Source organism: Novosphingobium sp. JCM 18896 (assembly GCF_025938095.1).
Classification (GTDB): domain Bacteria; phylum Pseudomonadota; class Alphaproteobacteria; order Sphingomonadales; family Sphingomonadaceae; genus Novosphingobium.
Window position 1 is genome coordinate 39,060 of sequence record NZ_JAPCZF010000011.1, and the last position, 21,298, is coordinate 60,357.

Sequence of the window (21,298 nt, forward strand, 5' to 3'; positions counted from 1 at the left end):
CTAGTGGAGATGCTGCGGTTGAAACTGTGAGTGAGGTTGCCCTCACGATCACCGGGTCTGAAGAGATTTTTGTCATGGATGGTGACTAGGCACCCGCGCCCCACAGGTTGCTTCGCATTGCGCTCGGCTAAGACCCGCCGATCGCATATGGGACAAAAAGTTTTAGCGGCGCCAAGAGCCGGCTCGATGAAGCCGTCAGCACGGTCGGCAACAGCGCCGAGGCTTGTTGAAGAGTGCTCGAATCTCGACATACCAGGGCCGCCGTTCGGTCACGTCCATGCCTTGTCGAGCCATGTTTCGACATCGAGGTCCTGGGTGGATGCCGTCTGCGCGGCCATGCTCTTTTCCATAATGGAAAGTGCCCATTGGTCGTGCTTCGCCGTTTCTGCGGCAACGGCATTGCGCGGAACCCAGAGTGGGTAGTCGCGCATGTGCGCATCGGCCGCCGTGAACAGCACGCAAATATCCGTGGCGATGCCGGTCAAAACCAGCCGGTCGACGCCGAGCTTCGGCAGGAGGACGGGAAGGTTCGTCGCATAAAACCCGGAGAATTGCGGCTTGAGCACGAAGTAATCTTCATCCCTCGGCTGAAGCTTTTCCACCACGGGGTTGGGGTGTGACAAAGCTCTTTCGACAAGACGCGATCGCTCCGAATGCCATTCTCCGAAATTGTCGTTCACGTAGATGACCGGCTGTCCGCGCCGCTCGAAAGCCGCCCTGATGCCAAGAATAGCTTCGGCCACGAAGATCGCCTTGGCTTGAACTTTCTCAGCGCCAGGAAAGTCGAAGCAATTGATCATATCGATGATCAGAAGTGCGCTTCGGCCGCAATCGTGATCGCGTGCAGGCGCCAGCGGCGCCTTGTCTTGGTCCCCGGTTCGGGTCTGCATGGCCTTCGCTCCATCTCGCTGTCAGCATCTCGCCTATTCATTCGGGACCTTCGTCCTTCTAAGGTCTGGCATAGCCTGGCATCACAAAAACGAGCCTGACCGATCTTCGTGCCAAGGCTCGGCCGGAGAAATCCGCATCAATGTGCGAGCAGGCCTGCGCAGTCGGGACGCCGCCTGCAGGCGATCCCGCAAAATCGCGTGCCAGCGCAAGACCGGCCATTTTTCTGAGATCTTGCCGGACATGCGATATCGCCGTCTCAGCCTCGTCAGATCTACCAAAGGTGGTGAGGGCAATTGACCAAGCCGTTCCCCAAGTGCGCCCGGGCAGCGGACTGTAAATTTTTGAACGATCGCGCACGCCGGCAATCACCGCCAAGCGATATGACGCAGGAGCAGGGCGGCTATCCCGCGCAATCACCGTCGTGATGTCACTACGCAGTCGCCACGCGACGGAACCTGGGCGAAAAGATCTTCAGCTCTTGCATTCGAACAAAGCCTGCCCCGCCTTCGTCATGGATGTCCGGGCCTGCTCCCAATCAAGACAAGGCCACAACGTCGTGGATGGAGTGTAGGAACGCGCAAAGTGGGCCGCGAGGCCGCGCAGCGGGATTCTCCTGGTCAAATGAGATCATCTCCGCTTGCCGCGCGAACCTCCGACCATGCGCATCGTTATCCTGCTATCAAGGAGAGATCGATGACGCAGGGTTCTGCTTGGGTTGCCGTTTCGGAGTTCGTTCGCCGTCCGGACATGGTCGGTTCGGCCGTCCCGGCGAGCGCGCGCATGGTTCGGCGCATGCTGGGCCCGCTCGACTGGCATCGGATCGGGGTTCTGGTGGAATATGGGCCTGGAACAGGCCGTTTCACCTTCGAAGCGCTGAAGCGAATGCGCAGCGATGCCACACTTCTCGCGATCGAGACGGGAGAAGGCTTCGTCGAGGCGCTTCGCAATAGCTGCGATGATCATCGGTTGATCGTCGTGCGAGGTACGGCGCAAGACGTCAATCGCCACCTCGCCGAGCAAGGTCTCAAGAAGGCCAACTGCATCCTAACCGGTCTGCCATTCTCGACCCTCGAGCCGGACGAGGCAGACGCGATCATGCGCGAGTCAGCCCGGGCCTTGTCATCTTCCGGTGTTTTGGCAGCCTATCAAATGCGCAGGGCTATCCGGCCGCTTCTGAAACGCCATTTCGCAAGCCTGCGCTCGAGCTACGAATGGTGGAATATACCGCCGTGCCATCTCTACTGGGCGAGGGGCAAGCGGCTGGGGGCTTTGATGGCGGCGCGATAGGCGGCCAGCGAGACGATGCAGGCGTCGCTTTGGGTATGCCATGCCCCCTGGCTATCTCGGTCCGGTCGCAAGCAGCGGCCGTTGCGGCCTCAAATCGATAGGAAACGAGGGTGACCTGCAGCGACACCGCAGTCTCGGTGTAACTCGCTGCCTTCATCCTCGAGTCAAGCCGCCGAACGCGTTCGAAAGGCGCTGCTGCCAGATGTCGAACGCCCAACGCCCGTCCCGTGTGACGAACACATGTCGGGCAGTGGGGGAACGCTCTCCTCTTCCCGATCTTTGTTTTGGAAAAGGAGATGACAATCATGGAAGCGCTCTATGCATCCTTCAACATAATCGGCCCTGCAATACTCCTCGCTGTGATCATCTTCGTGACGATTCGCACACGCAAGCAAAGCGCTCGCGACAAGAAGCGGTCCGACGAAGGTGCCCGCAAGTTGCGCAAAGAGCTGAACGACGAGGACACTCAGCGAGCGAACGGAAGCTGATGGAGTCCGGTGGTCGGGTTGAGCTGCCCGTGTCTATCTAGATCACCGGCGCTGCCGGCGCACTAGGCGGACCACGTACATTGAAGCGTCACCGCACGATTGGCTTGCCAAGGCTTTGGGTAGGCGCATCACCGGCGGATTCCTTGTCGCCGTCTTCAGACGGAACATTGCGTTTGAGTTCGTCGATCCAGAGCCGCGCGTTGCCGTCGGATGGCGCTCGCCAGTCTCCGCGGGGTGAAAGCGATCCGCCCGTTGTAACCTTCGGGCCGTTGGGCATGGCGGATCGCTTGAACTGGCTGATAGTGAAGAACCGGTAGAGAAAGATTTCGAGCCATTTCCGTATGGCGCCGAGCCCATGGGCGCGGCGCTGATTCTCGGGAAGACCCGGCGGCCAACTTCCGTTCGCGGCGTCCCGCCAAGCCTGGTGCGCCAGGAACGCGATCTTCGACGGGCTGAGCCCGAAGCGCGTGAGATAGAAGATCGAGAAGTCGTGCAGTTCGTAAGGCCCGATCTTGTCCTCGGTACTCTGAAGAAGACCCTCGGCGGCCTGCGGCACCAGTTCGGGCGAGATCTTCGTGTCGAGGATGCTCTGGAGCGTTTGATTTACCGCACTGCCGAAAAGGTCATGACCGATCACCCAGCGCATCAGATGCTGGATCAACGTTTTGGGCACCGCGGCGTTGACATTGTAGTGGCTCATCTGGTCGCCGACGCCATAGGTGGCCCAGCCCAGAGCGATTTCCGACATGTTACCGGTGCCCAGGACAAGGCCTTGGCGCTGGTTGGCCGCACGAAACAAAAGATCGGTGCGCAGGCCAGCCTGTACGTTCTCGAACGTCACATCATAAACGGGTTCGCCCGAGGCATAAGGATGTCCGAGGCTCTTCAGCATTTCCATCGCGAGCGGCCGAATATCGATCTCCTCGGCGGTGATGCCAAGGTGATCCATCAGCGCGAGAGCGTTGCCTTTGGTGTGCTCGCCCGTGGCAAAGCCGGGCATGGTGAACCCCAGGATATCCGTGCGGTCGCGTCCCAAGAGATCGAAAGCGCGCGCTGCGATGATCAGGGAATGGGTCGAATCGAGCCCACCCGAGACGCCGATACACACACGCTCAATGCCGGCGCTTTCGAGACGCTTGGCGAGACCGCTGACCTGAATGTTGAAAGCCTCGTAGCAGTCCTCGTCGAGCCGCGCGGGATCGTCGGGCACGAAGGGGAAGCGGTCCAGCGCCCGCACGAGCCCGGTGACCCCATTCGGTACATCGAAGTGAAAGGGTATCCGGCGGAAGCGCCGCTCGGGATTGTCGTGGAACACCGCGGCACCATGGAAGGTGCCGGTACGCGCGCGCTCGAGAAGCAGGCGTTCGGTGTCGATGTCCGCCACGATCATCTGCGAGGTCATCGCAAAGCGAGACGATTCGGCGAGTTTCTCGCCAAGCTCGTAAATGCATGCCTGCCCATCCCAGGCAAGATCGGTGGTGGATTCGCCGTAGCCGGCGGCAGCATAGACATAGGCGGCCCAGCAGCGTCCGGACTGGGTCTGGCACAGGAGCCGGCGGCTGTCCGACTTGCCGACGACGATGTTGCTCGCGGAGAGGTTCGTGAGAATGAGCGCGCCCGCGAGCGCTCCGAAATCACTGGGTGGCCCGGGCGCCCACAAATCTTCGCAGATCTCGACGTGAAAGACGAAACCCTCAAGGCTGTCGGCGGCAAAGAGGAGGTCCATTCCAAAGGGGGCTAGCCTGCCGCCGACCTTGATTTCTCCCGAGGCCTCGCGGCCCGAGGCGAACCAGCGCTTTTCGTAGAATTCGCGATAATTGGGCAGATGACATTTGGGTACAACGCCCAGCACCGTGCCGCGGTGAACGACGACAGCGCAATTGTAGACGCGTCCAGCTTTCTGGATAGGTGCCCCGACGAGGAGCACTGGGTTGAGATTTCTCGACGCCTCGATCAGTTCGCCGAGCCTGGCCTGGACGTCGTCCAGCAAGGCTTGCTGAAGAAACAGGTCATCGATCGCATAGGCGCTGAGCCCCAGTTCGGGGAAGACCATGAGGGCGACACCTTGCCCATCGCCCGCTTGGGCAAGCTTCAGCGTCTCGGCGAGATTGAACGCAGGATCCGCGACCGCGCATAGTGGTTGGCAAGCGGCAACACGAACGAACCCGTGGCGGTACGGCGAATGAAAGTCTGGCGAAGCCGACACATTCGTTCCTGGGGCTTGTCGTCCGGGACCCATACCGTTCTCCATCGGCGCACTTTGCTCTTTACGAACCGGGGAGCGCGGCAAGCGTTCCAGCATCCGGGAGAGCAGGAAATGTCGCAGGCGAAAGAGCGCTCTCGCGAACCTTCGGGCCATGACTGCGTTTCGGGAGGACAACCGATAATGGGAAGGTTCGATGGCCCTGTTCAAAATCGCATTCGCAACTGCCGTCGCCTATGGCATCTACCGCTACATCAACCGGGAAAAAGAGCCGCTGCGCGCCGCTTTCGCTGCGGGGGAATCGACCCCGGGACCCGTGGAAGTGCGAAATGCAGGGCCCGAGGCCATGGCAAGCGACCCTCCCGAATGGGACAAGGTCGACCAGGCCAGCGATGAAAGTTATCCCGCTAGCGATCCACCGGCCGCCAACCGCTTCACCTGACCAGGGGGCGCCAAGACCCTTGAGACCGTCGGTGCCCAAGACTTCCGCCCAGCCGGCGCCACGCACGTGGGGAGTTCCACGGACTGCGGGCGCCAACCGAGCCGCCAGCTGTGCAACGAGCGCGGGGCGGGCTGCTACCAGATTGATGACCCGGCACGGGATGCGGGCTGGCGATCCGAGAGCGTTGTCCGCGAATAGGAATGAGCTTGCTGGGTGTATCGCCTCTATCCATCGTCTCACGTCTCGCTCCAACCATACACCCGTTAGATCCGGATCCATGTCCAAGACGCTAGAGTTCAGAAGACATAAGACCTTGGGAGAGAAGCAAATGTCGGTTCGGCCGACCATTCTTGTTGTTGAGGACGACCCGCTGGTCCGGATCACCGTGTCTGAAATGCTGAGTGACCATGACTTCCCCGTGATCACGGCCGGCTCGGCCGACGAGGGACTGGGCGTGCTGCGGCATAGGGAAGATATCGCCACGGTCATCACCGATGTCATCATGCCCGGTACGCTGGACGGACTGGGACTGGTCTCGGAAATCCGCCGCCGGTGGCCGGCCAAACGCGTTATCGTCGCCTCGGGGCGGATGCCGGCCGAAGCCGCCGCCAATGCGCCGGGGACAATATTTCTCGCCAAACCCTTCGGCGAGGTCAGTCTCCTGAACGCGGTCGAAACAGCGCTCCAGGCGCACGCCTGAGGATGCACTTCAGCATCAACCAGCCTGGCTGGCATTGAGCGGCTCAGCGGCGTCAGGCTCTAGCGAATGGTCTTGGTCCGGCGACAGCTCTTGAACCATTAGCCCTCATGAGGATGCGCGTCGTTGCGGGCCTCGTCTCTTGTCGAAGCGATGTCGGGTGCACCTTCATGCGGCGCTTCAACAAAGTTCGACGGCGATCTTCCACCGGCTCCGCAGTGCCGCTACGTCGCTCTAGACCTGCTCTCTGCCGCGACCTGTCGACTGCCTGGCTAGCGACGATAGGGTGTACGCGTGGTGCAGGTGATATCGCCGGTGCCGTTGGCCTCGCACTCGCTATCGCCGCCCATAGTTTCTCCGTGGTGGATTCATCCGCTAGGAACTGACCCCTGCTCAGGGGCGCGGCGTCTTCTTGGTCTGGACCGGTTGGTGCGCTTGCTTGGGCTCGGTGCCTTTTTCGCGGCGTTCGTTCATGATCCGCGCGGCTTCATCGCCCACATCGCCGGTGTCGTTTTCGCCGGTGGAGGGCGTTTGCCGCTCGACGGGATCGAGGTGGTTCTCGCTGGGATCTCGGTCCATCGTGCCGTTCCTTGTGTTGCCAAGGTAGAACGGCAAGCCAAGTCGCCAGTTCCCGCTCGCGCCGCCGCGGACTTGGTCAGGCCTTTTCGGTTTGCGCCTTGGCCGGCTTTCCTATGGCGCGCGCGAAGCGGTAACTGGTCTGGTCGAAATTCTGCGCTCGAAAGAAATTATGCGAGTTGCGAATGTCGATATCGCTCATGGCTTCGAGCAGAATGCACCCTCTCTTGGCGAGTGTGGCTTCGGCAAGGCCCAGCAGTTTCGCGCCGAAGCCGCGCCGGCGATGAGCCTCGTCTACGACGAGCAGAGTGATGCGGCCGATATTTCCGCGATGCGGCGTTACGATCACGGACCAGCCGATGCAGCCGGCAACGATGCCGAACTCGGCCAGATGCATATCGCCACCGGCTTTGCGCAAGTTTGCCAAGTTGCGTGCCACTGTTTTTGCATCGGGAGCGGTCCCCGAAAGCTGGGAAAGCAGCCGCGCTACCTGAGCGGCATCGCTGGGTTTGGCGGGACGGAGAGCCAGCACCGGGGCACTGCGGACGATCTCAAGTTTGGGCTTTGTGCGCGGCGGCCCCTCGTGCCCTCCACGCGGCGTACCCGACTTCGCGTTCGGGCGCGTCTGGCTCGAAGATGCCGCGGTGGCGCGGGGCGGGGCGGGTGCGGTGCCGCGCTTCGCGCGGGGGCGGATCGCAGGCCGCGCTTCCTCGGCGACGAGGTCACGCTTGGCTCTGGGCGATGGTTTGTCGGGTGTGATGCGTGCGGATTGTTGCCAAGTGTTCAAGGCGCCCACCCGCAGATAGCTTTCGATGTCCTCGGCGCTGGCGGTCAACAAACCTTCCCTCCCGAAACCGATGAGCTCCTTGCCCTTATCGTCGGTGAGGCCGAACTTGCCAAAATCGCCCGCCCCGGGTTTGCGGCGTCGGGACTTGACGAGCTTGAACCCGCGGTGCTTCGCCATCTCCTTCAGACTTTGGGCAATATCATCTGCCATGCGTCACCTTTGCGGGGCCGGGCTCTCCGACATCCACCTCCGACTCGTTTGGGCGTGAGATCGATTCGGCTGGCCGCTCGGCACGGGAACGCTCGAGTCGCTTTTTCGCTGCATGGGCATGCGCGCCTGCCGTTTCAAGCAATCGTCGATGATAGAGAGAGCCGCCTATGACGAGGACGCGCAGAGCCTGTGCCTCTCGTTCAAGCAAACCGGAAAGTACGTCTACTATGATGTTCCGGCGCAAGTTTTCGACGCCTTGTGCAAGGCGGTTTCCGTGGGCGCTTTCTTCAACACTCAGATCAAAGGTCGCTTCCGCTGCCGCCGGGATCCCGAGCGCCGACGCTTCGGACCCAATGCGTGAACACATCACGCTTCGGCTAACGCGCGGTAGACCGACATGAGGTGGCGAGAGGCAGAGGCTCGCGCGCGCGGCGAGCGCAGGGTCTCCTGGTTCGTCTCGTGGAGCATCGTCAGCATTTCCAGCACGTCTTCGCGCGCCGTGCCGCTCTCGAGAAGTTGCAGTCCGATCAATGTCAGGAGATTTCCCCAGAGCGTGATGGCCCCTTCTGCGAAAGCCGCGTCGTCGTCTGCATCGTTCGCCGAACTCACGTCCCTCATGCGCGCTTTCGGGCAGTGGACCGGGCGGGCGACTTGGCAGCGGTGCTTTTGGATGCCGGCTTTTTCGCCGCGGTCTTGCCGGTGCTTTTCGCGGCCTGCTTCGCCGCAGTTTTCTTCGCGCCGCTGCCCTTGTCGCCGGCACCGAGCGAATTCTTGAGCGCCGCCATGAGATCGATCACGTTGTTACCGCGCGTCTCCTTCTCGCCGTCGTCTCCCTCGATGTTGAGGGTCTTGCCCTTCTTCTTGCGCTCGATGAGCTCCTTGAGCGCATCGACGTAGCGGTCGTGGAATTCGCTCGCGTCGAACTTTCCAGTCTTCTTGTCGATCAGGGTCGTCGCAAGGTCGAGCAGTTCCTCATCGGGGTCGCTATCGGCGATATCACGGAAGTAGCTCGCGGCCTTGTGTACCTCATCGGCATAGCGCAGCGTCTCCATGACTAGGCCGCGGCCGCAAGCCTTGATCGACACGACATATTCGCGCCCGCGCATCGCGAGCTGGCCAAGACCGATCTTGCGGCTGCGGCGCAGTGCCTCGCGCAGCACGATGAAGGCTTCTTCTGCGAGGTCGTCGGCCGGCACGACGTAATAGGGCTTCTCGAAGTAGATCATGTCGATGTCCTGGGCATCGACGAACTGCGTGAGCTCCAGCGTCTTCCTGCTCTCGAGCTTCACGCCTTCGATTTCGGTCTCGTCCAGCAGCACGTATTCGCCCTTGGCATATTCGAAGCCCTTGACGATCTCGTCCACGTCCACGGGGCCGATGCCGGGTACGACCTTCTCGTACTTGATCCGCTTGCCCGAAGGCTCGTGAATCTGATTGAAGGCGATCGTCGCTCCGCTTTTCGTCGCGGAATAGACTTCGACCGGGATCGATACCAGGGCCAGTCGGATCTGACCCTTCCAATAGGGGCGGGCAGCCATGCGCTTCTCCTTGGCTAGAGTCGCTTAATTCGGGAAATGTGGTCTCGTTCCCGGGGAGAGCGGGGCAACTTCGCGCATCATTGTCGCGAGGGCATAACTAGGGCATTCAAAGCGCTGGAACCTTGGTCTTGTCCTCAAGCCGGCGCTGCAGAAACGCAAGGACGATGGCTTCCTCGGGGCGGAGCCGTGAGACGTCTTCCCGCAGCTCCTTTTCGACCGCGTCCCTCGCTTCGAGCACCAGCTCGTCGCTCAAGTAGCTCTCGAAGACTTCCGGGTGGATATAGCATTTGCGGCAGACCGTCGGCGTGTTGCCAAGACGCGAGGCGACGGCCTCGATGGCTGCACGGACATTACGCTTGGCCGCAGCCTCGCTGTCGACTTTCTCGTACTCAGCCAGGGCGAGGGCGGCGAGCACCGTCCCATTCCAGGTACGGAAGTCCTTGGCAGTGATGTCGGTCCCGGAGATCTCCTTGAGGTAGCTATTGATATCGCCCGACGTGACCTCATACTGCTCGCCGTCATCTCCCAGATACTGGAAGAGATGTTGCCCTGGCAGATCTTGGCTCGCCTTCACGATTTTCGCGATCCGTCGATCCTTGAGCTTGAGCTTCCACCGTTTTCCGCTCTTGCCCTTGAAGTTGAAGCGTAGCTCGGCGCCGTCGATGGTGACGTGGCGGTCCTGGAGCGTGGTTAGGCCGTAACTCTTGTTCTTCCTCGCATAGTCTGCATTGCCGATGCGGATCATCGTCGTCTCAAGCAAATGCACCACGGCGGCGAGAACTTTCTCGCGCGGTAGCCCGCGCTTTTTCAAGTCGGCGTCGATCCGCTCGCGCACCGCCGGCAGCGCCTTGGCGAAATCGAGCATATGTTCGTACTTCGTGCTGTCGCGCACCTCGCGGAACCGGGCGTGATAGCGATATTGCTTGCGGCCTTTGGCATCCCGTCCGGTCGCTTGAATATGGCCATTTGCCTTGGGGCAGATCCAGACGTCGGTGTAGGCGGGCGGGATGGCGAGCGACGCAATGCGCTGGAGCGTCTTCGCGTCCGCAACGGCATTGCCCTTCGCGTCACGGTATCGGAACTTGCCGCGAAAGGTCTGCCGGGTGATCCCGGGACTATCGTCGGTTACATAGAAGAGGCCCGCATTTTCGGCGGCCTCCTGCGCATCGACGATCACGCCTGCTTCGCTGATCTCGTCCGCCGCTTCCTCTTGAGCTTTCATGGCAACAGTATCGTTCGGAAGCCGGCAGCGTTCCCCGACAATCGGTTTTGAAGCCATTGCCGCCTGCAAGGGCTCAGCCGAAAGAACGTTGCCACAAGTGTGGACAATTCTCGCGCTTCAGGCAGGCCGCTTTGGGCGAAATCTCCAGGTTCGGCCACGCCTGTCATTGTTTATATTTTGAACATATATTGACATTTGAGTGCAAAGTGAACAGATTGTTGCTCAAGGAGTAAACCTATGGGGAGCGCCTCGAAGGTCACGACTACAGAGCGCCGGGATCTGAGTGGACCGGCCCTGCGCACGTTCTTCCGCATTGCGCAGGCCTGGGGCCTGAAGGAGCGCGAACAGATGCGCCTCCTTGGGCTCGACAGTCGCTCGACGTTCCAGTCGTGGAAACGCGGCGCGGTCGCGGCCATTCCCAAGGACGCCATAGAGCGCATTTCCTACGTTTTTGGCATCTATAAGGGGCTGCACATTCTTCTGCCGCAAAGCGCCGACGAATGGGTGCGCCGGCCCAACCAGGCCGCGCCGTTTGGCGGGCGCTCGGCCCTGGATAGGATGGTGTCTGGCAACGTCGCCGACCTCTATGTCGTGCGCCAGTACGTCGACGCCCAGCGCGGCTGACCGTGACGCCGCCCGTGATGGCCGTCCGGTGGCGGCCCTGCTATCGGATCATTCCCAGCCGCTTTCCGCCGATCGCCCTATTCGAAGCCGTCGCCGACCCGGCCGACCTCGAGGCGGTCTTCGCCATCGAGGCGATGACCAACGACCGCTTGCGCGAGGAGGCCGGTGACATCGGGCTCGTTGCGCCAGAAGACCGTATATCGGGTCCTGGAACCTCGCCAATCATGGCTGCCTTCACCCATCTCAATCCTGTTGGGGACCGCTTTACCGACGGAACTTACGGCGTGTTCTACGCCGGGGACTCGCTTGAGACGGCGATCGCCGAGACGCGCTTCCATCGAAAACGCTTCATGGCCGCGACCGACGAGCCCGCGCAGGATCTCGACATGCGCGTCTACGCCGCCGATCTCGCCGCCGATCTCCACGACATTCGCGTCATGAGAAAAAGCCATCCCGGCTATTATCACGAGACGAGCTATGCGCTCTCGCAGGAGCTCGCTTGCGAACTTCGAGCGGCCGGATCCGACGGGATCGTCTACGCGAGCGTGCGGCACGGTGGGGGCGAATGCGCCGCGGTGTTCCGACCCCGCCTACTGGCAAATTGCCGTCAGGAGCGGCATCTCGCTTATGTTTGGGATGGTCGTGAGATTGCCATGGTCTACGAGAAGAGCCAGCTTGCCTGACGGTCACGTCATAGGCCGTGACGATCAGGCAAGGCCTCCCGCGCGCCGCTCGATCAGGCGCATGCCTTCGCTGGTGCGGTGTATAGCTTCATCAGTTCCAGAGCCGCTTCGAGCGCCGCTTGCCCGCTGCCGACGCGTCGGCACAGGTCATCGACCTGGGTGGCGGAAAGACCGTGGCGCCGCGCAAATCTTCGCTTGGACATTTCGTCACCGCAGTCGGTCGCAGCAATGCTTCTGGAAATCACCGGTCGGGTCATGGCGCTATCCTTCGCCTCGCTAAACGGCGGTGACGGAGTTTGCGTTCCCGCTGCCGGCGCGGCTTCAGTTCGCGAGTAACAGCGCTCGCAAGAAATCGGCGCGCTCCGTCACCGACAGGCGCACCGCGGACGCGCTTCGTCATCGCAAAGCGCGGCACGACAAAGGTCTTCTAGACAAGGCGTCATAGCCCTGCTCCAGGCGATCAAGGTTTTCTGTCGCTCATCCCATGTCCGGGACTTTGTGCGCTAAGTCGCCCTGCTCTATGCAGGCTGCGCGGCCGTTGCCAATGCTCGTAAGCAATCACGCGGTGTCGGGTAATCTCGGCGATTGCCCATCCAAGCCACCGAGCCCGGCGGAGAGGGCTTGCTATCCGCCGTCAGAGCGGCCCCAGCAGAGCGCCATGCCAGTGGGACCGCCGTGCCCAAAGCTTTGGTTTGCCTGATCCATCGGCCTTGGAAATCGTTGCCTGTCCGATCCCGACTATTTGCTGCAAAGATCACCGCAGAGGCGCGTCAGGATTACAGAAAGGTCCTCATCGGCCTGGTTCTCCGCGTCACGGATAGCGGTGAGGGCCTCTGCAGAGCTACTCATCTTCAGTGTCTTCGCCAAAGCGATAGCCGTCTCGTAGCTGACCCGCTCAGACTGCTTTCCCTTTCGCAGGGCGCCGGCGAGCGCAATGTCGAGCAGAGGACCGGTTATGATGGTCTTGGCATCATTGTCAGCGTCGTCGAGGATCGCTCGCATCCATATATTGCGAACGCCCTCTGCTTCCGCGCTCATCTCCCGAGCGATCGAGATTAAAGCTTGCCGCTGATCTTTGCTCCGACTTTCGTCCCGTTCGATGAACTGAACCAATGCGGGATCCCGAGCATGCTCGCGCACCCGCGGCAGGCGCTCGACTTGTGCCGCCTCAGCGTCCGCGAGATCTTTTATGGCTAGGATCAGCAAGCCCCGCCCATCTCGAACGTCGGTCACTCTGTTTCACCCATTGCCTGTGCGACGAGTGCTAACGCCTGGCAGGACCTGGAGTTTCCGTGTCGCTGGCGCTCGAATTGGGAGCGCGCCTACCGATTGGGATTTGGGAGCACGGCGCTCACAAAGCACATTCTGACGCACGAGATCGGCCTTTGGCGAGCAGGTGAACTGAGGAGGAGATTTCCGATCGAATGAAGTCCGATGAGAGCCGCCAGCGGCAATGCGGTCGGCCGGCAATTTTTTGCTGATGGACTGCATCGCGGATCTTGAAAGTCACCTCATCAAAATTAGCTATCGGCTGCCGGATGCCTCGTTCGGGTCCGGTGGACATGGAGGGCACCGGCTCTGTGTTCCGGTGCATCTCACGTCCGAATTGCTTCAAGCGGAGGATTTGGAAATGAGAACGAACTTTGACTTTGCCCCCTACCGGCGTTCCACGGTGGGTTTCGACCGCCTTTTCGACCTTCTCGAGACGGGCTCACGCGCCGACACGGTCGAGGGCTATCCGCCCTTTGATATCGTCAAGGACGGCGAGGACACCTATCGGATCACCCTCGCGGTCGCTGGGTTCCGGCCCGATGAGATCGAGATCGTTGCTCAGCAGAACCTGCTCACGGTCGCGGGCAAGCGCTCGGAGGCAGAACCTGAGGGCGATTACCTTCACCGCGGTATCGCGACGCGCGACTTCGAGCGCCGCTTCCAGCTTGCCGATTTCATCGAGGCCGGAGCGGCGAGCTTTGAGCACGGGTTGCTCACGATCGCTCTCAAACGTGTCGTGCCCGAGGCGATGAAGCCGCGGCGCATCGAGATTGGCGGCCGACCGGCCAATGATCGTATCGAGGGTCCTAAGGACAAGGCGCGCGACGCGGCCTGATCCCAAAAAACCATGGCTTGCCGATCTCGCTTCCGGCGGACCGGCAAGCCTATCCGCGGTCGCACCCTTGCGGCCGACCAATCGCAATCAGGAAGAGGAAATGCAAGAAAGGAGGCATGCTTCCATGACCCTCTCCCATTTCAACAGTCCCTTCGACGTCGTCCGCCATCCACAGCTCGAGCCTGAGGTCAAGCGAGCGATCCTTGCGTCCTGGGCATCGGATGCGAACGCGGTCGAGAGTCGCCCCGACCTTCGCCAACCGCCAGAGGCCTCGCGCCCGCTACGGCTCAGCGATGTCATGGATGCTCTGCGCAATCTCGACAGCGGGACGGGCTGACGATGCCGGACGCGTTCCTGGGATATTTGCGGCAGGAGCTTTCGCGTCTCACGGCCGAACTCGATCGCGCGAGATCCGACAGCGCGCCTCGCGATGAGGTGGCCCGGATTGAGAGGCTTTGCCTCCTCGTCGGGGATCAGATCGAGCAATGGTCTCGCGACCTGTTAGCCGATTGCACGGCGACCTGAGGCGGTCGCTAGACGGGGGGGCTGGCGGGTGATCAATGCTGCCAGCCCCAAACCGCTTACCCGCTGATGCCACGCAGAAGAATGCGGCCAAGCCGTGCCGAGAAGGCGCGTGGGTCGACCGGGAGTTCGCCGTCCGCGACGCGGGCCTCATCAAACAGAAGGTGGGCAGCGTCCTCGCGCAAGTCCTTGTCGCTTTCCGCTAGCGCGCTGAGACGCGTCACGAGTTCGTGGCGCGGATTGATCTCAAGCACGGGTTTGCTCGCCTGACCGAGCTGGCCCGCATTGGCGAGCAACCGCTCGAGCTGGCGGTCCAGACCGGTGTCGGGCGCGACGAGACAGACGGCGCTTTCAGTCAGACGCTCCGATGCGCGGACGTCGGAGACGGCGTCGCCGAGCGCCTCTTTTACGAAGTCGATGAACGAGGCGACTTCGCTCGAGGTTTCGTCGGAAGCCTGTTCGCCCTCCGGCAGCGGGATGAGACTGAGGTCGGATAGGCCCTGGGTCACCGACTTGAAGGGCTTGCCTTCGTAGTCCACGCCCGAAGAGGCCCAGAAGCTGTCGACCTGATCGGCCAGCAGGAGCACCTCAATGCCGCGCGCGCGGAAGCCTTCAAGTTGCGGGGAGGAGGCCAGGCGATCGAGATCGGCACCCACCGCATAATAGATCGCGGTCTGGTTTTCCTTGAGCCCGGCCACATAGTCCTTGAGCGAGCGCCAATCGCTCCCCGCGGTCGACCTGAAGCGTGCGAGACCGAGCAGAGTCTCACGGCGTGCGTAATCTTCGTAAATCCCTTCCTTCAGAACGGCCCCGAAGCTCTCCCAGATCTTGAGATAGCGTTCGGTGTCGTTTTGGGCGAGCTTTTCGAATTCGCTCAGGATTCTGTTCGTCACGCCTTTTTGAATGGCCGCGAGTACCGGGCTTTCCTGGATCATCTCGCGCGATACGTTGAGCGGCAGATCCTGGGAATCGACGAGCCCGCGCACGAACCGCAGATAGCGGGGCAGTATTTGTGCCTCGCCTGTGATGAAGACACGGCGAACATAGAGTTTCATACGCCCGGCGCGGTCAGGGTCGAAAAGGTCGAAAGGCTTGGACTCGGGTACGAAGGCCAGGACGTTGTATTCGTGAGTGCCTTCAGCGCGGTAATGCAGGATCAGCGCCGGCGCATCGAACTGTCCGGCATTTGTACGATAGAAGTCGGCGTATTCCTCTTCGCTGATCTCGGACTTGGAGCGGGTCCAGAGGGCCGCGCCGTCGGCGATCTGATCGGGCTCGGCATCGCCCTTCTCGCGCAGGAAAATGGGTACGGGGACATGGCCTGATTGCGCCTTGATCTTGTGCTCAACAGTGAGGCGCTGGGCGTAGTCGGCAGCATCTTCCTTGAGATGGAGCAAGACCCGTGTTCCGCGCACCGGCGCCGCATCTGGCTCGGCCTCACTGATCGTATAAGTGCCAAGGCCATCAGACGACCACATGGCCGAACTCTCGGTACCGGCGCGGCGGGACGTTACGTCGACCTTATCGGCGACCATGAACGCGGAATAGAAACCGACCCCAAATTGCCCGATGAGCTGGCTCCCCTCGCGGTCCTTTCCGGCCGCGATCTGATCCATGAACGCCTTGGTGCCCGATCGCGCGATCGTACCGAGAGCCTCGCTCATCTCTTCCACGCTCATTCCGATGCCGTTGTCCTCGATCGTTAGCTGCCGCTGGTCCGGATCGAGCGTGACGGTGATGCGCGGCTGCGGATCGTCGCCGAACAGTTCAGGCTTGGCGATTGCCTCGTAGCGCAGCTTCTCGCAGGCGTCGGCCGCGTTCGAGACGAGCTCGCGAAGGAAGACGTCTTTGTCCGAATAGACCGAGTGCACCATGAGGTGGAGCAGCTTGGAGACATCGGCTTCGAAGGAACGGGTTTCGGGCGCGGCATCGCTCATCGTCGTCATAGGTAATCGCTCTCCTGTGGTTCGCGCGCGCATTTGGTTGGCGCCGTTTCCCATTTCAAGGTTGGGTGCAGCGCGATGTCATCCGAAGGTGGACCTTCTCAGGTCGCGTCGGGAATTCGGTCAAACGGCATGGCTCTGGACTGCCGTTCCCCGATAACGGGGAAGATCGCATGGATGAATGCTCAGGAATGGAATTTGTGGGGGTGATAGGGTCAGTTTTCGCGAACGATGCCGCCGTATGGAGCGAACGAGCGTCGCCTGCCGAGCGGCCGCGCGGTAATAAGGGAATGGGACAGACTTGCGGGGTTCCCTGGTGGCCGTTCCACCGATCATTGCGGTATGCACCGCAGACTGGAACGGCTCGCAAATTCCCACAAGAAAGGCCTCTTCCTTGCGGAAGAGGCCCGTCCCGTCTGGAGCGTTCCCCCCGGACGCTCCATCGATACTCGAACGTGAAGTATCAGAACTTCACGCCGAGACCGGCGACGACGGCATCAGGATCGCTGAAGCCGTTGCCGACGAAGAAGTGACGATATTCTACCTTGCCATAGAGGCTCTGGCCGAAGCTGTGTTGGTAGCCGGCACCCAGGCTGACCGAATCCTCGCACAGGCGGCAGGGCTTCGTATTGTAGCTCGATGCGACATAGACCTTGCCGGCCTCGCCGACCCTGGCGCCGAGGCGGCCACCGAAGCCGAAGGCAACGCGCGTGTTGTCCGTCAGGATCTTGTCGGCCGAGGCCTCGACGCCGAAGAAGGTGCTGCCACCCAGATCCCAGTCGTAGCCCGCAGCGATGCCAGCGATGGCTTCTTCGTCACCCTGGTCCCAGATGATGCCGCCACGGGCCTCGACACGCGCCTCGTTGGCGAGAGCGGGCGAAGCCACGGCAAGCGAAGCGAGCAGCGAAAGAACAGCAGTACGCATTACATAAACTCCTGAAAACGTGCCCCTTCTTCGTAGCGGGGGCGGCTGCCGGCTAGGCGGCCATGTTTCCTGGGGCAACAGGGCGCTGCTCGTCTCCTCAAAATTTGAGGATGAATGTTGCGGTGCGGCAACAGTAACCGATCGGCGTCCCGTGTCGGTCGTTAAGCACAGACGTCCGAATTATCGTATGGAGCGGGGGGGCGAGCCATGTTTCAGACGCAGGTCTGCGCGAGTGGATTAAGAAAACCGCATCTCAAGCGAGAAATCTGTCGATGACATTGCCGGGGTCTCAGGGCTCTACCAATCTGACCTGGCTGGCTCGTCGTTAGAGCTAAGCTCTATTTGAAAAAGAGGCCCGGCCAAGAGACCGAGCCACATTAGTTATGGGAGATGATGCCTGAATGGCGATGGCCCTTTCTCACCTAGGTTAGCTTTTTGCAAGTGCGAAAATCGATGGGCGACGTCATGCGCCTCGATGGGGGGTGGAACCTGTCGCAGTCGAACGATCCATCAAACTCAGCTGCCGAAGCGCACTCTTTCGTCGGGCTCGGCCGCTTCCAGTCGTGTGGATCGAGGCTTGAGTGACATCCTATGGGGAATTTTGAGCTTGGGCTCGCGCTAGACGAATTCCGCACCTATCTTGAAGCCATGACCGAAGCGCAGAAGGAATTGATCGGGATATTTCAGGTCGTCGGGCTCACCGGCATAGGTCCTGCTCGCCTTTCGATGCTTATGCGCGCTGGGCTGTTTCCGCCGCGTCGGGAAGGCTCGCGAGGACGGTGGAGCAGGGCGGAGGTTGAAAGTTGGGTTAGCAGCCATGATCCGCAGGACGAAGGTGCCAGCCGCCAGCGGAAAGCGGTTCGATCTGGGAAACGATCGAAAGCTTAGATCTGAATCCGTCGAGTGCAGGATGCCCTTGGTTCCCCGCAGTGTCGCTGCCACCCTTTTACAGCGACCGCGAGGGGTTCGCCGAGGGCGTGCTCAGGGTAAGTAAACTTAGACTTCATCGTTCGCGCCTACGCGCTTTTGCATGCACTTCGATCCTCGCCGGAAATGGGTCATATTCCGTGAGTCTCAGCTGGCCTGGGCCGACGACATCATCGTTGGTTTCCAGGTGATCGTCGGGCAGGGCTACGAGCTGAATTTCATCGATGGTAACGAGCTGACCTCGGAAGATCAGCTGGAGATAGCGGCCGAAGTGGTCCAGGCGATAAAGCTTGGATCACTTCATTAGAAAGCGGTTCCCAACACGGTAGCCATTCGCCGCGCGTGCTTTCGATGGGTTTGAAGCTGGTTGGCGAGCGCCGACGAACCGGCCTTTCACCGTCCAGATCGTCCGCCCTGATAGCTGTCGACCTTTTCGGGTATATCGCTGGCTCGCGTTCATGCTCGATGGAATTTATTGCGTAGCATTCCTCGCACCTTAGATATCCGCACTCGCCGAGAGCTGATCCGAGTTGGAACGATAGATCATCGCCCTGCATTAACTAATATCGCCGGACAATATCCTCGGTCTGTCGGCGGCTGAGAGACTACCGTGCTCCCGACCCGCAGGGAGCCGATATGTCCAATTCTCTTGCGACCAGTCACTGTCTCAGTCCACCGCTGGCAAAATTGGAGCGCCGAGGGCGATTTTCATCCGAGGCCCGCAAAGCGTTTCTCGCAATGCCTTATCAAAGACAAGCGATCGAGACCCGTACCGACATCGTCCGGGAAGGCGAAAGGACAAGAGGTTGCAGCTTCATCGAGAGCGGCACGGTCAGTCGCTCCAAGCTCTTGCCGAGCGGCGGGCGACAGATCGTGTCTTTCCATATCGCGGGAGATCTCGTCGATCTGCAATCGGCGCTTCTGATCGTGGCCGATCACACGCTGCGCACCCATGAACCGTCATTCGTGGTGAAGGTCAGTGAGCGTGCCATCCTGAAAGTCGCGGAAGACTTTCCGGAAATTGGTCGATCATTCTGGTTCGACACTATGGTTGACGCCTCGATATTCCGCGAGTGGAGCCTCAACCTTGGTCGGCGAAGCGCTCGTGAGCGGACCGGTCATCTTCTGTTGGAACTAGGCTACAAATCCGAAGCAGCCGGGCTCAGTCCCCGTAGCGAATATCGACTGCCGATGACACAACTTGATCTGGCGGACGCCCTTGGTCTCACGGTGGTACACGTATGTCGGAGCCTGAAATGGCTGCGAGAAATGGGCTTACTGCATCTCGACAGAACCCGTGTCGTCATACCGGACTGGGACGCCTTGGCGCACTTCGCCCAGTTTCAGCCGCTCTATCTCCATCCAGAGGGGCCTCGAGCTCTCGCAAGCTGACGAACCATCTCAGCGATGAGTACCGCCGCCCGGGGTGAGCGCTCAGAGCCAACAGGCGCAGCATGTGCAATTATATCGACGAGGCGAGCTGGCAGATAACCTAGGGCAAAACGCCGCCAATGTGAATGTGCTTCAAAAGGTTCGTTGGTCTCGCACTTGGAAAGGAGGACCTCGCGATGGACAAGTGGATCATCGAGGCGGACATCTACCGGCTTCAACGCTCCTTGTCGGACTCGCCGGCGGCCGCTCAGAAAGCCGTGCTTGAGGGGTTGCTGAAACGAAAGCGCGATCGGCTCGCTCAATTTCATGATCCGCACACCGGGCATTGATGGTGACGAGCTATCCGCTGCATTTCGTCCTCAGCTAGGCGTTGGACCCCATGCCGCTATTCAGGCTCATTTCAGCTCATCATCCCGAGGCGTTCGCCGTCGAGTTCTATGACGTCGATGCCGGTGGCGCAATCGATGCCGCCCTCAGAGCACAAATGATCGAGGCAGACCTCTGGCAAGAAAATCGGTACCTGTTCACTTTGCGCCAGCGGAGGTCCGATCCAAGTTTCTGGACAATTTTTCGTAGAGCGCGGACGCGACACTAATCCCAAGCCCCACAGCGAATGAGGTACGGCGAAATCGCACCGTTCCCGGGAGGAATGTCGGGGCGAACTTCGATACTCGCCGAAAATAGCCGACGGTGTGGAGGGGCGTCTTGGGGTCCTTCAAATCGGTCACTCGTGCAGACGGCTTGATCCAGCCAGCATCGTTTGGTGGGAGCAGTGCGCTTCGATTCAGAGCTTTGCATTGCAACAGGCGTCGAACCGGGGGCTCCCTATAGGCGTGCAATTAGCGCACCCCCTTCGGGTTGTCTGGCAGTTGTCCCATTAGTCTAGAGGAGGAACCCACGGCCGGTGCTGCTCGACGCAGCTCCTCGAACGGTCCGATCGGGCAGCGTTCGCTGTTAGAATTCACGATTTTCGAGGAAAGCGATCAGATCGGATGACCGAGATCCTGGCCGGAATTTGCGAGCCGATCGTACCTTTCCGCCATATAGGCATATTCTTTAGTGGCCCGGGGGTCTCCGGCTTTCCGAGCGCGTGCCAACCATTCGTCGCGCCGACTAATGTAGTAAGCTCTGTCTTCCGGGGTCATCACGTGCTTGTTCCCATCCTTTCGTGATGCCGATAAGTCTGCCGCACGGGAAAGCACCTGCATTAACACTGGTTAAGTTGGACAAGTGTTTTTGCGAAAGATGATACTAATCGATCTCAACCGCAGCGTCTAAGAGTCGGCTATCGTGCCCGCCTGCGCCGGAAAGTCCTCGACTTCCCTCGCGAGGAAAGGCTGCGGTCATAATCTTACGGTGCGAGCGCTGGCCTTTTCGCCTGGGAGGCCGCTTAAGACCCGCCCTTTTGCAGGTATAGGTGAGGTGCAATTCTGGCCACGAGATCATCACCCCGGCTTTCGACCCGGTGAGCCGGCGCCGCCATGAGTGCCGGGCCGGGCTATCTCTCTTTTGAGATCTTCCCTTCCATTCGGATCGGCTGCGTTTTGATCGTCAGCAGGTTCGGATGACGAGGCTTCATGAGCATTGTCCCATGTCGCATCCTTCCTCGAACTCCCTGGCCTTTGCGTCGCGCTTTGCTCATCTGCCGAACGCCCTGCGCCTGGATTAAGATCCTCCGGCGCCTGAGCATCGACTCCCTCAGACGTGCTCCGCGTTAGGGCGGAGTGGGGCGGGGCAGAATGTCGTGACGCGCTGGGCATTTTATACGATCCTGTTCGTTTTGGCTGAGTTGGGTTGCGGCAAACTAGCTGCCGAGGGGAGCCGGACCATTCCC

Annotated in this window: 24 protein-coding genes; 12 read left to right on the forward strand and 12 right to left on the reverse strand. The window is 60.7% G+C overall.

The annotated features are described in order from the left end of the window. Positions 1 to 269: 269 nt before the first annotated feature. Positions 270 to 890: a cysteine hydrolase family protein gene (locus OLX23_RS24075; protein WP_264447879.1), complete on the reverse strand. Its 621-nt coding sequence runs from the start codon at positions 888 to 890 to the stop codon at positions 270 to 272. Positions 891 to 971: 81 nt separating this feature from the next. Continuing rightward, positions 972 to 1,133 carry a hypothetical protein gene (locus OLX23_RS24080; protein ID WP_264447881.1) on the reverse strand — a complete coding sequence of 54 codons (162 nt, stop codon included), beginning with the start codon at positions 1,131 to 1,133 and terminating at the stop codon, positions 972 to 974. A gap of 451 nt (positions 1,134 to 1,584) precedes the next feature. Between OLX23_RS24080 and OLX23_RS24085 the strand changes: the two genes are divergently transcribed. Both OLX23_RS24085 and OLX23_RS24090 read left to right on the forward strand, forming a co-directional pair. Next, positions 1,585 to 2,178 (forward strand): class I SAM-dependent methyltransferase, encoded by a 594-nt coding sequence (locus OLX23_RS24085; RefSeq protein ID WP_264447883.1) that lies wholly within the window; start codon positions 1,585 to 1,587, stop codon positions 2,176 to 2,178. 305 nt (positions 2,179 to 2,483) lie between these two features. Further along, the gene (locus tag OLX23_RS24090) at positions 2,484 to 2,666 is read left to right on the forward strand and encodes a hypothetical protein (RefSeq protein ID WP_264447885.1); all 183 of its coding nucleotides are present in this window, start codon (positions 2,484 to 2,486) and stop codon (positions 2,664 to 2,666) included. 88 nt (positions 2,667 to 2,754) lie between these two features. Here the strand turns inward: OLX23_RS24090 and OLX23_RS24095 are convergent, their stop codons facing one another. Beyond that, positions 2,755 to 4,872: an NAD(+) synthase gene (locus tag OLX23_RS24095; RefSeq protein ID WP_264447886.1), complete on the reverse strand. Its 2,118-nt coding sequence runs from the start codon at positions 4,870 to 4,872 to the stop codon at positions 2,755 to 2,757. Between the two features lie 193 nt (positions 4,873 to 5,065). Here OLX23_RS24095 and OLX23_RS24100 point away from each other — a divergent pair, with 193 nt between their 5' ends. Both OLX23_RS24100 and OLX23_RS24105 read left to right on the forward strand, forming a co-directional pair. Beyond that, positions 5,066 to 5,311, forward strand: a complete 246-nt coding sequence (locus OLX23_RS24100) for a hypothetical protein (RefSeq protein ID WP_264447888.1) — start codon at positions 5,066 to 5,068, stop codon at positions 5,309 to 5,311. A gap of 277 nt (positions 5,312 to 5,588) precedes the next feature. Then, the gene (locus tag OLX23_RS24105; protein ID WP_264447890.1) at positions 5,589 to 6,011 is read left to right on the forward strand and encodes a response regulator; all 423 of its coding nucleotides are present in this window, start codon (positions 5,589 to 5,591) and stop codon (positions 6,009 to 6,011) included. Positions 6,012 to 6,401: 390 nt separating this feature from the next. Here OLX23_RS24105 and OLX23_RS24110 read toward each other — a convergent pair whose 3' ends face one another. Together OLX23_RS24110 and OLX23_RS24115 are read right to left on the reverse strand one after the other, a co-directional pair. Then, a complete protein-coding gene (locus OLX23_RS24110; protein WP_264447892.1) occupies positions 6,402 to 6,587 on the reverse strand; it encodes a hypothetical protein in 186 nt (61 codons plus the stop codon). A 76-nt stretch (positions 6,588 to 6,663) separates the two neighbouring features. Beyond that, a complete protein-coding gene (locus OLX23_RS24115; protein ID WP_264447893.1) occupies positions 6,664 to 7,581 on the reverse strand; it encodes a GNAT family N-acetyltransferase in 918 nt (305 codons plus the stop codon). A gap of 112 nt (positions 7,582 to 7,693) precedes the next feature. Between OLX23_RS24115 and OLX23_RS24120 the strand changes: the two genes are divergently transcribed. Beyond that, a complete protein-coding gene (locus OLX23_RS24120; protein WP_264447894.1) occupies positions 7,694 to 7,942 on the forward strand; it encodes a KTSC domain-containing protein in 249 nt (82 codons plus the stop codon). A gap of 5 nt (positions 7,943 to 7,947) precedes the next feature. Here OLX23_RS24120 and OLX23_RS24125 read toward each other — a convergent pair whose 3' ends face one another. The 3 genes from OLX23_RS24125 to OLX23_RS24135 form a co-directional block, all read right to left on the reverse strand. After that, positions 7,948 to 8,199, reverse strand: a complete 252-nt coding sequence (locus OLX23_RS24125) for a hypothetical protein (protein WP_264447895.1) — start codon at positions 8,197 to 8,199, stop codon at positions 7,948 to 7,950. Continuing rightward, positions 8,196 to 9,119: a Ku protein gene (locus OLX23_RS24130; protein WP_264447896.1), complete on the reverse strand. Its 924-nt coding sequence runs from the start codon at positions 9,117 to 9,119 to the stop codon at positions 8,196 to 8,198. The genes OLX23_RS24125 and OLX23_RS24130 overlap by 4 nt, the downstream gene beginning before the upstream one ends. Positions 9,120 to 9,225: 106 nt before the next feature. Further along, complete coding sequence (locus OLX23_RS24135) at positions 9,226 to 10,341, reverse strand: DNA topoisomerase IB (RefSeq protein WP_264447897.1); 1,116 nt, start codon at positions 10,339 to 10,341, stop codon at positions 9,226 to 9,228. 237 nt (positions 10,342 to 10,578) lie between these two features. Between OLX23_RS24135 and OLX23_RS24140 the strand changes: the two genes are divergently transcribed. Next, on the forward strand, positions 10,579 to 10,965 hold the full coding sequence (locus OLX23_RS24140; protein WP_264447898.1) for an MbcA/ParS/Xre antitoxin family protein: 387 nt from the start codon (positions 10,579 to 10,581) through the stop codon (positions 10,963 to 10,965). A 17-nt stretch (positions 10,966 to 10,982) separates the two neighbouring features. Next, positions 10,983 to 11,648, forward strand: a complete 666-nt coding sequence (locus OLX23_RS24145) for an RES family NAD+ phosphorylase (protein WP_264447945.1) — start codon at positions 10,983 to 10,985, stop codon at positions 11,646 to 11,648. A gap of 53 nt (positions 11,649 to 11,701) precedes the next feature. On the opposite strand, the gene OLX23_RS24150 is transcribed toward OLX23_RS24145, so the two are convergent. Both OLX23_RS24150 and OLX23_RS24155 read right to left on the reverse strand, forming a co-directional pair. Then, positions 11,702 to 11,905 carry a hypothetical protein gene (locus tag OLX23_RS24150; RefSeq protein ID WP_264447899.1) on the reverse strand — a complete coding sequence of 68 codons (204 nt, stop codon included), beginning with the start codon at positions 11,903 to 11,905 and terminating at the stop codon, positions 11,702 to 11,704. Between the two features lie 481 nt (positions 11,906 to 12,386). Beyond that, the gene (locus OLX23_RS24155; RefSeq protein ID WP_264447900.1) at positions 12,387 to 12,881 is read right to left on the reverse strand and encodes a DUF892 family protein; all 495 of its coding nucleotides are present in this window, start codon (positions 12,879 to 12,881) and stop codon (positions 12,387 to 12,389) included. A gap of 397 nt (positions 12,882 to 13,278) precedes the next feature. On the opposite strand from OLX23_RS24155, the gene OLX23_RS24160 reads away from it, so the two are divergent. Continuing rightward, the gene (locus tag OLX23_RS24160) at positions 13,279 to 13,755 is read left to right on the forward strand and encodes an Hsp20 family protein (protein WP_264447946.1); all 477 of its coding nucleotides are present in this window, start codon (positions 13,279 to 13,281) and stop codon (positions 13,753 to 13,755) included. Between the two features lie 124 nt (positions 13,756 to 13,879). Next, a complete protein-coding gene (locus OLX23_RS24165; RefSeq protein ID WP_264447901.1) occupies positions 13,880 to 14,092 on the forward strand; it encodes a hypothetical protein in 213 nt (70 codons plus the stop codon). A 244-nt stretch (positions 14,093 to 14,336) separates the two neighbouring features. Here OLX23_RS24165 and htpG read toward each other — a convergent pair whose 3' ends face one another. Further along, positions 14,337 to 16,223, reverse strand: coding sequence for a molecular chaperone HtpG (htpG, locus tag OLX23_RS24170; protein WP_264447902.1), 1,887 nt, complete (start codon positions 16,221 to 16,223; stop codon positions 14,337 to 14,339). A 460-nt stretch (positions 16,224 to 16,683) separates the two neighbouring features. After that, positions 16,684 to 17,145, reverse strand: coding sequence for an outer membrane protein (locus OLX23_RS24175; RefSeq protein WP_264447903.1), 462 nt, complete (start codon positions 17,143 to 17,145; stop codon positions 16,684 to 16,686). A gap of 1,030 nt (positions 17,146 to 18,175) precedes the next feature. On the opposite strand from OLX23_RS24175, the gene OLX23_RS24180 reads away from it, so the two are divergent. From OLX23_RS24180 to OLX23_RS24190, 3 genes are all read left to right on the forward strand, one after another. Next, the gene (locus OLX23_RS24180; protein WP_264447904.1) at positions 18,176 to 18,379 is read left to right on the forward strand and encodes a hypothetical protein; all 204 of its coding nucleotides are present in this window, start codon (positions 18,176 to 18,178) and stop codon (positions 18,377 to 18,379) included. Between the two features lie 329 nt (positions 18,380 to 18,708). Continuing rightward, a complete protein-coding gene (locus tag OLX23_RS24185; protein WP_264447905.1) occupies positions 18,709 to 19,464 on the forward strand; it encodes a Crp/Fnr family transcriptional regulator in 756 nt (251 codons plus the stop codon). 176 nt (positions 19,465 to 19,640) lie between these two features. Further along, positions 19,641 to 19,793 (forward strand): hypothetical protein, encoded by a 153-nt coding sequence (locus OLX23_RS24190; RefSeq protein WP_264447906.1) that lies wholly within the window; start codon positions 19,641 to 19,643, stop codon positions 19,791 to 19,793. Positions 19,794 to 21,298 lie beyond the last annotated feature (1,505 nt).

What these genes read in the sequence shown, in the direction of transcription:
- OLX23_RS24115 (WP_264447893.1), bottom strand. Translation starts at nt 7,581, where the DNA reads ATGGCAGATGATATTGCCCAAAGTCTGAAGGAGATGGCGAAGCACCGC.
- OLX23_RS24100 (WP_264447888.1), top strand. Translation starts at nt 5,066, where the DNA reads ATGGCCCTGTTCAAAATCGCATTCGCAACTGCCGTCGCCTATGGCATC.
- OLX23_RS24175 (WP_264447903.1), bottom strand. Translation starts at nt 17,145, where the DNA reads ATGCGTACTGCTGTTCTTTCGCTGCTCGCTTCGCTTGCCGTGGCTTCG.
- OLX23_RS24140 (WP_264447898.1), top strand. Translation starts at nt 10,579, where the DNA reads ATGGGGAGCGCCTCGAAGGTCACGACTACAGAGCGCCGGGATCTGAGT.
- OLX23_RS24135 (WP_264447897.1), bottom strand. Translation starts at nt 10,341, where the DNA reads ATGAAAGCTCAAGAGGAAGCGGCGGACGAGATCAGCGAAGCAGGCGTG.
- OLX23_RS24165 (WP_264447901.1), top strand. Translation starts at nt 13,880, where the DNA reads ATGACCCTCTCCCATTTCAACAGTCCCTTCGACGTCGTCCGCCATCCA.
- OLX23_RS24080 (WP_264447881.1), bottom strand. Translation starts at nt 1,133, where the DNA reads ATGTCCGGCAAGATCTCAGAAAAATGGCCGGTCTTGCGCTGGCACGCG.
- OLX23_RS24130 (WP_264447896.1), bottom strand. Translation starts at nt 9,119, where the DNA reads ATGGCTGCCCGCCCCTATTGGAAGGGTCAGATCCGACTGGCCCTGGTA.
- OLX23_RS24110 (WP_264447892.1), bottom strand. Translation starts at nt 6,587, where the DNA reads ATGGACCGAGATCCCAGCGAGAACCACCTCGATCCCGTCGAGCGGCAA.
- OLX23_RS24190 (WP_264447906.1), top strand. Translation starts at nt 19,641, where the DNA reads ATGGACAAGTGGATCATCGAGGCGGACATCTACCGGCTTCAACGCTCC.
- OLX23_RS24180 (WP_264447904.1), top strand. Translation starts at nt 18,176, where the DNA reads ATGCACTTCGATCCTCGCCGGAAATGGGTCATATTCCGTGAGTCTCAG.
- OLX23_RS24075 (WP_264447879.1), bottom strand. Translation starts at nt 890, where the DNA reads ATGCAGACCCGAACCGGGGACCAAGACAAGGCGCCGCTGGCGCCTGCA.
- OLX23_RS24150 (WP_264447899.1), bottom strand. Translation starts at nt 11,905, where the DNA reads ATGACCCGACCGGTGATTTCCAGAAGCATTGCTGCGACCGACTGCGGT.
- OLX23_RS24120 (WP_264447894.1), top strand. Translation starts at nt 7,694, where the DNA reads ATGGGCATGCGCGCCTGCCGTTTCAAGCAATCGTCGATGATAGAGAGA.
- OLX23_RS24090 (WP_264447885.1), top strand. Translation starts at nt 2,484, where the DNA reads ATGGAAGCGCTCTATGCATCCTTCAACATAATCGGCCCTGCAATACTC.
- htpG (WP_264447902.1), bottom strand. Translation starts at nt 16,223, where the DNA reads ATGACGACGATGAGCGATGCCGCGCCCGAAACCCGTTCCTTCGAAGCC.
- OLX23_RS24085 (WP_264447883.1), top strand. Translation starts at nt 1,585, where the DNA reads ATGACGCAGGGTTCTGCTTGGGTTGCCGTTTCGGAGTTCGTTCGCCGT.
- OLX23_RS24105 (WP_264447890.1), top strand. Translation starts at nt 5,589, where the DNA reads ATGTCCAAGACGCTAGAGTTCAGAAGACATAAGACCTTGGGAGAGAAG.
- OLX23_RS24185 (WP_264447905.1), top strand. Translation starts at nt 18,709, where the DNA reads ATGTCCAATTCTCTTGCGACCAGTCACTGTCTCAGTCCACCGCTGGCA.
- OLX23_RS24125 (WP_264447895.1), bottom strand. Translation starts at nt 8,199, where the DNA reads ATGAGGGACGTGAGTTCGGCGAACGATGCAGACGACGACGCGGCTTTC.
- OLX23_RS24160 (WP_264447946.1), top strand. Translation starts at nt 13,279, where the DNA reads ATGAGAACGAACTTTGACTTTGCCCCCTACCGGCGTTCCACGGTGGGT.
- OLX23_RS24145 (WP_264447945.1), top strand. Translation starts at nt 10,983, where the DNA reads ATGGCCGTCCGGTGGCGGCCCTGCTATCGGATCATTCCCAGCCGCTTT.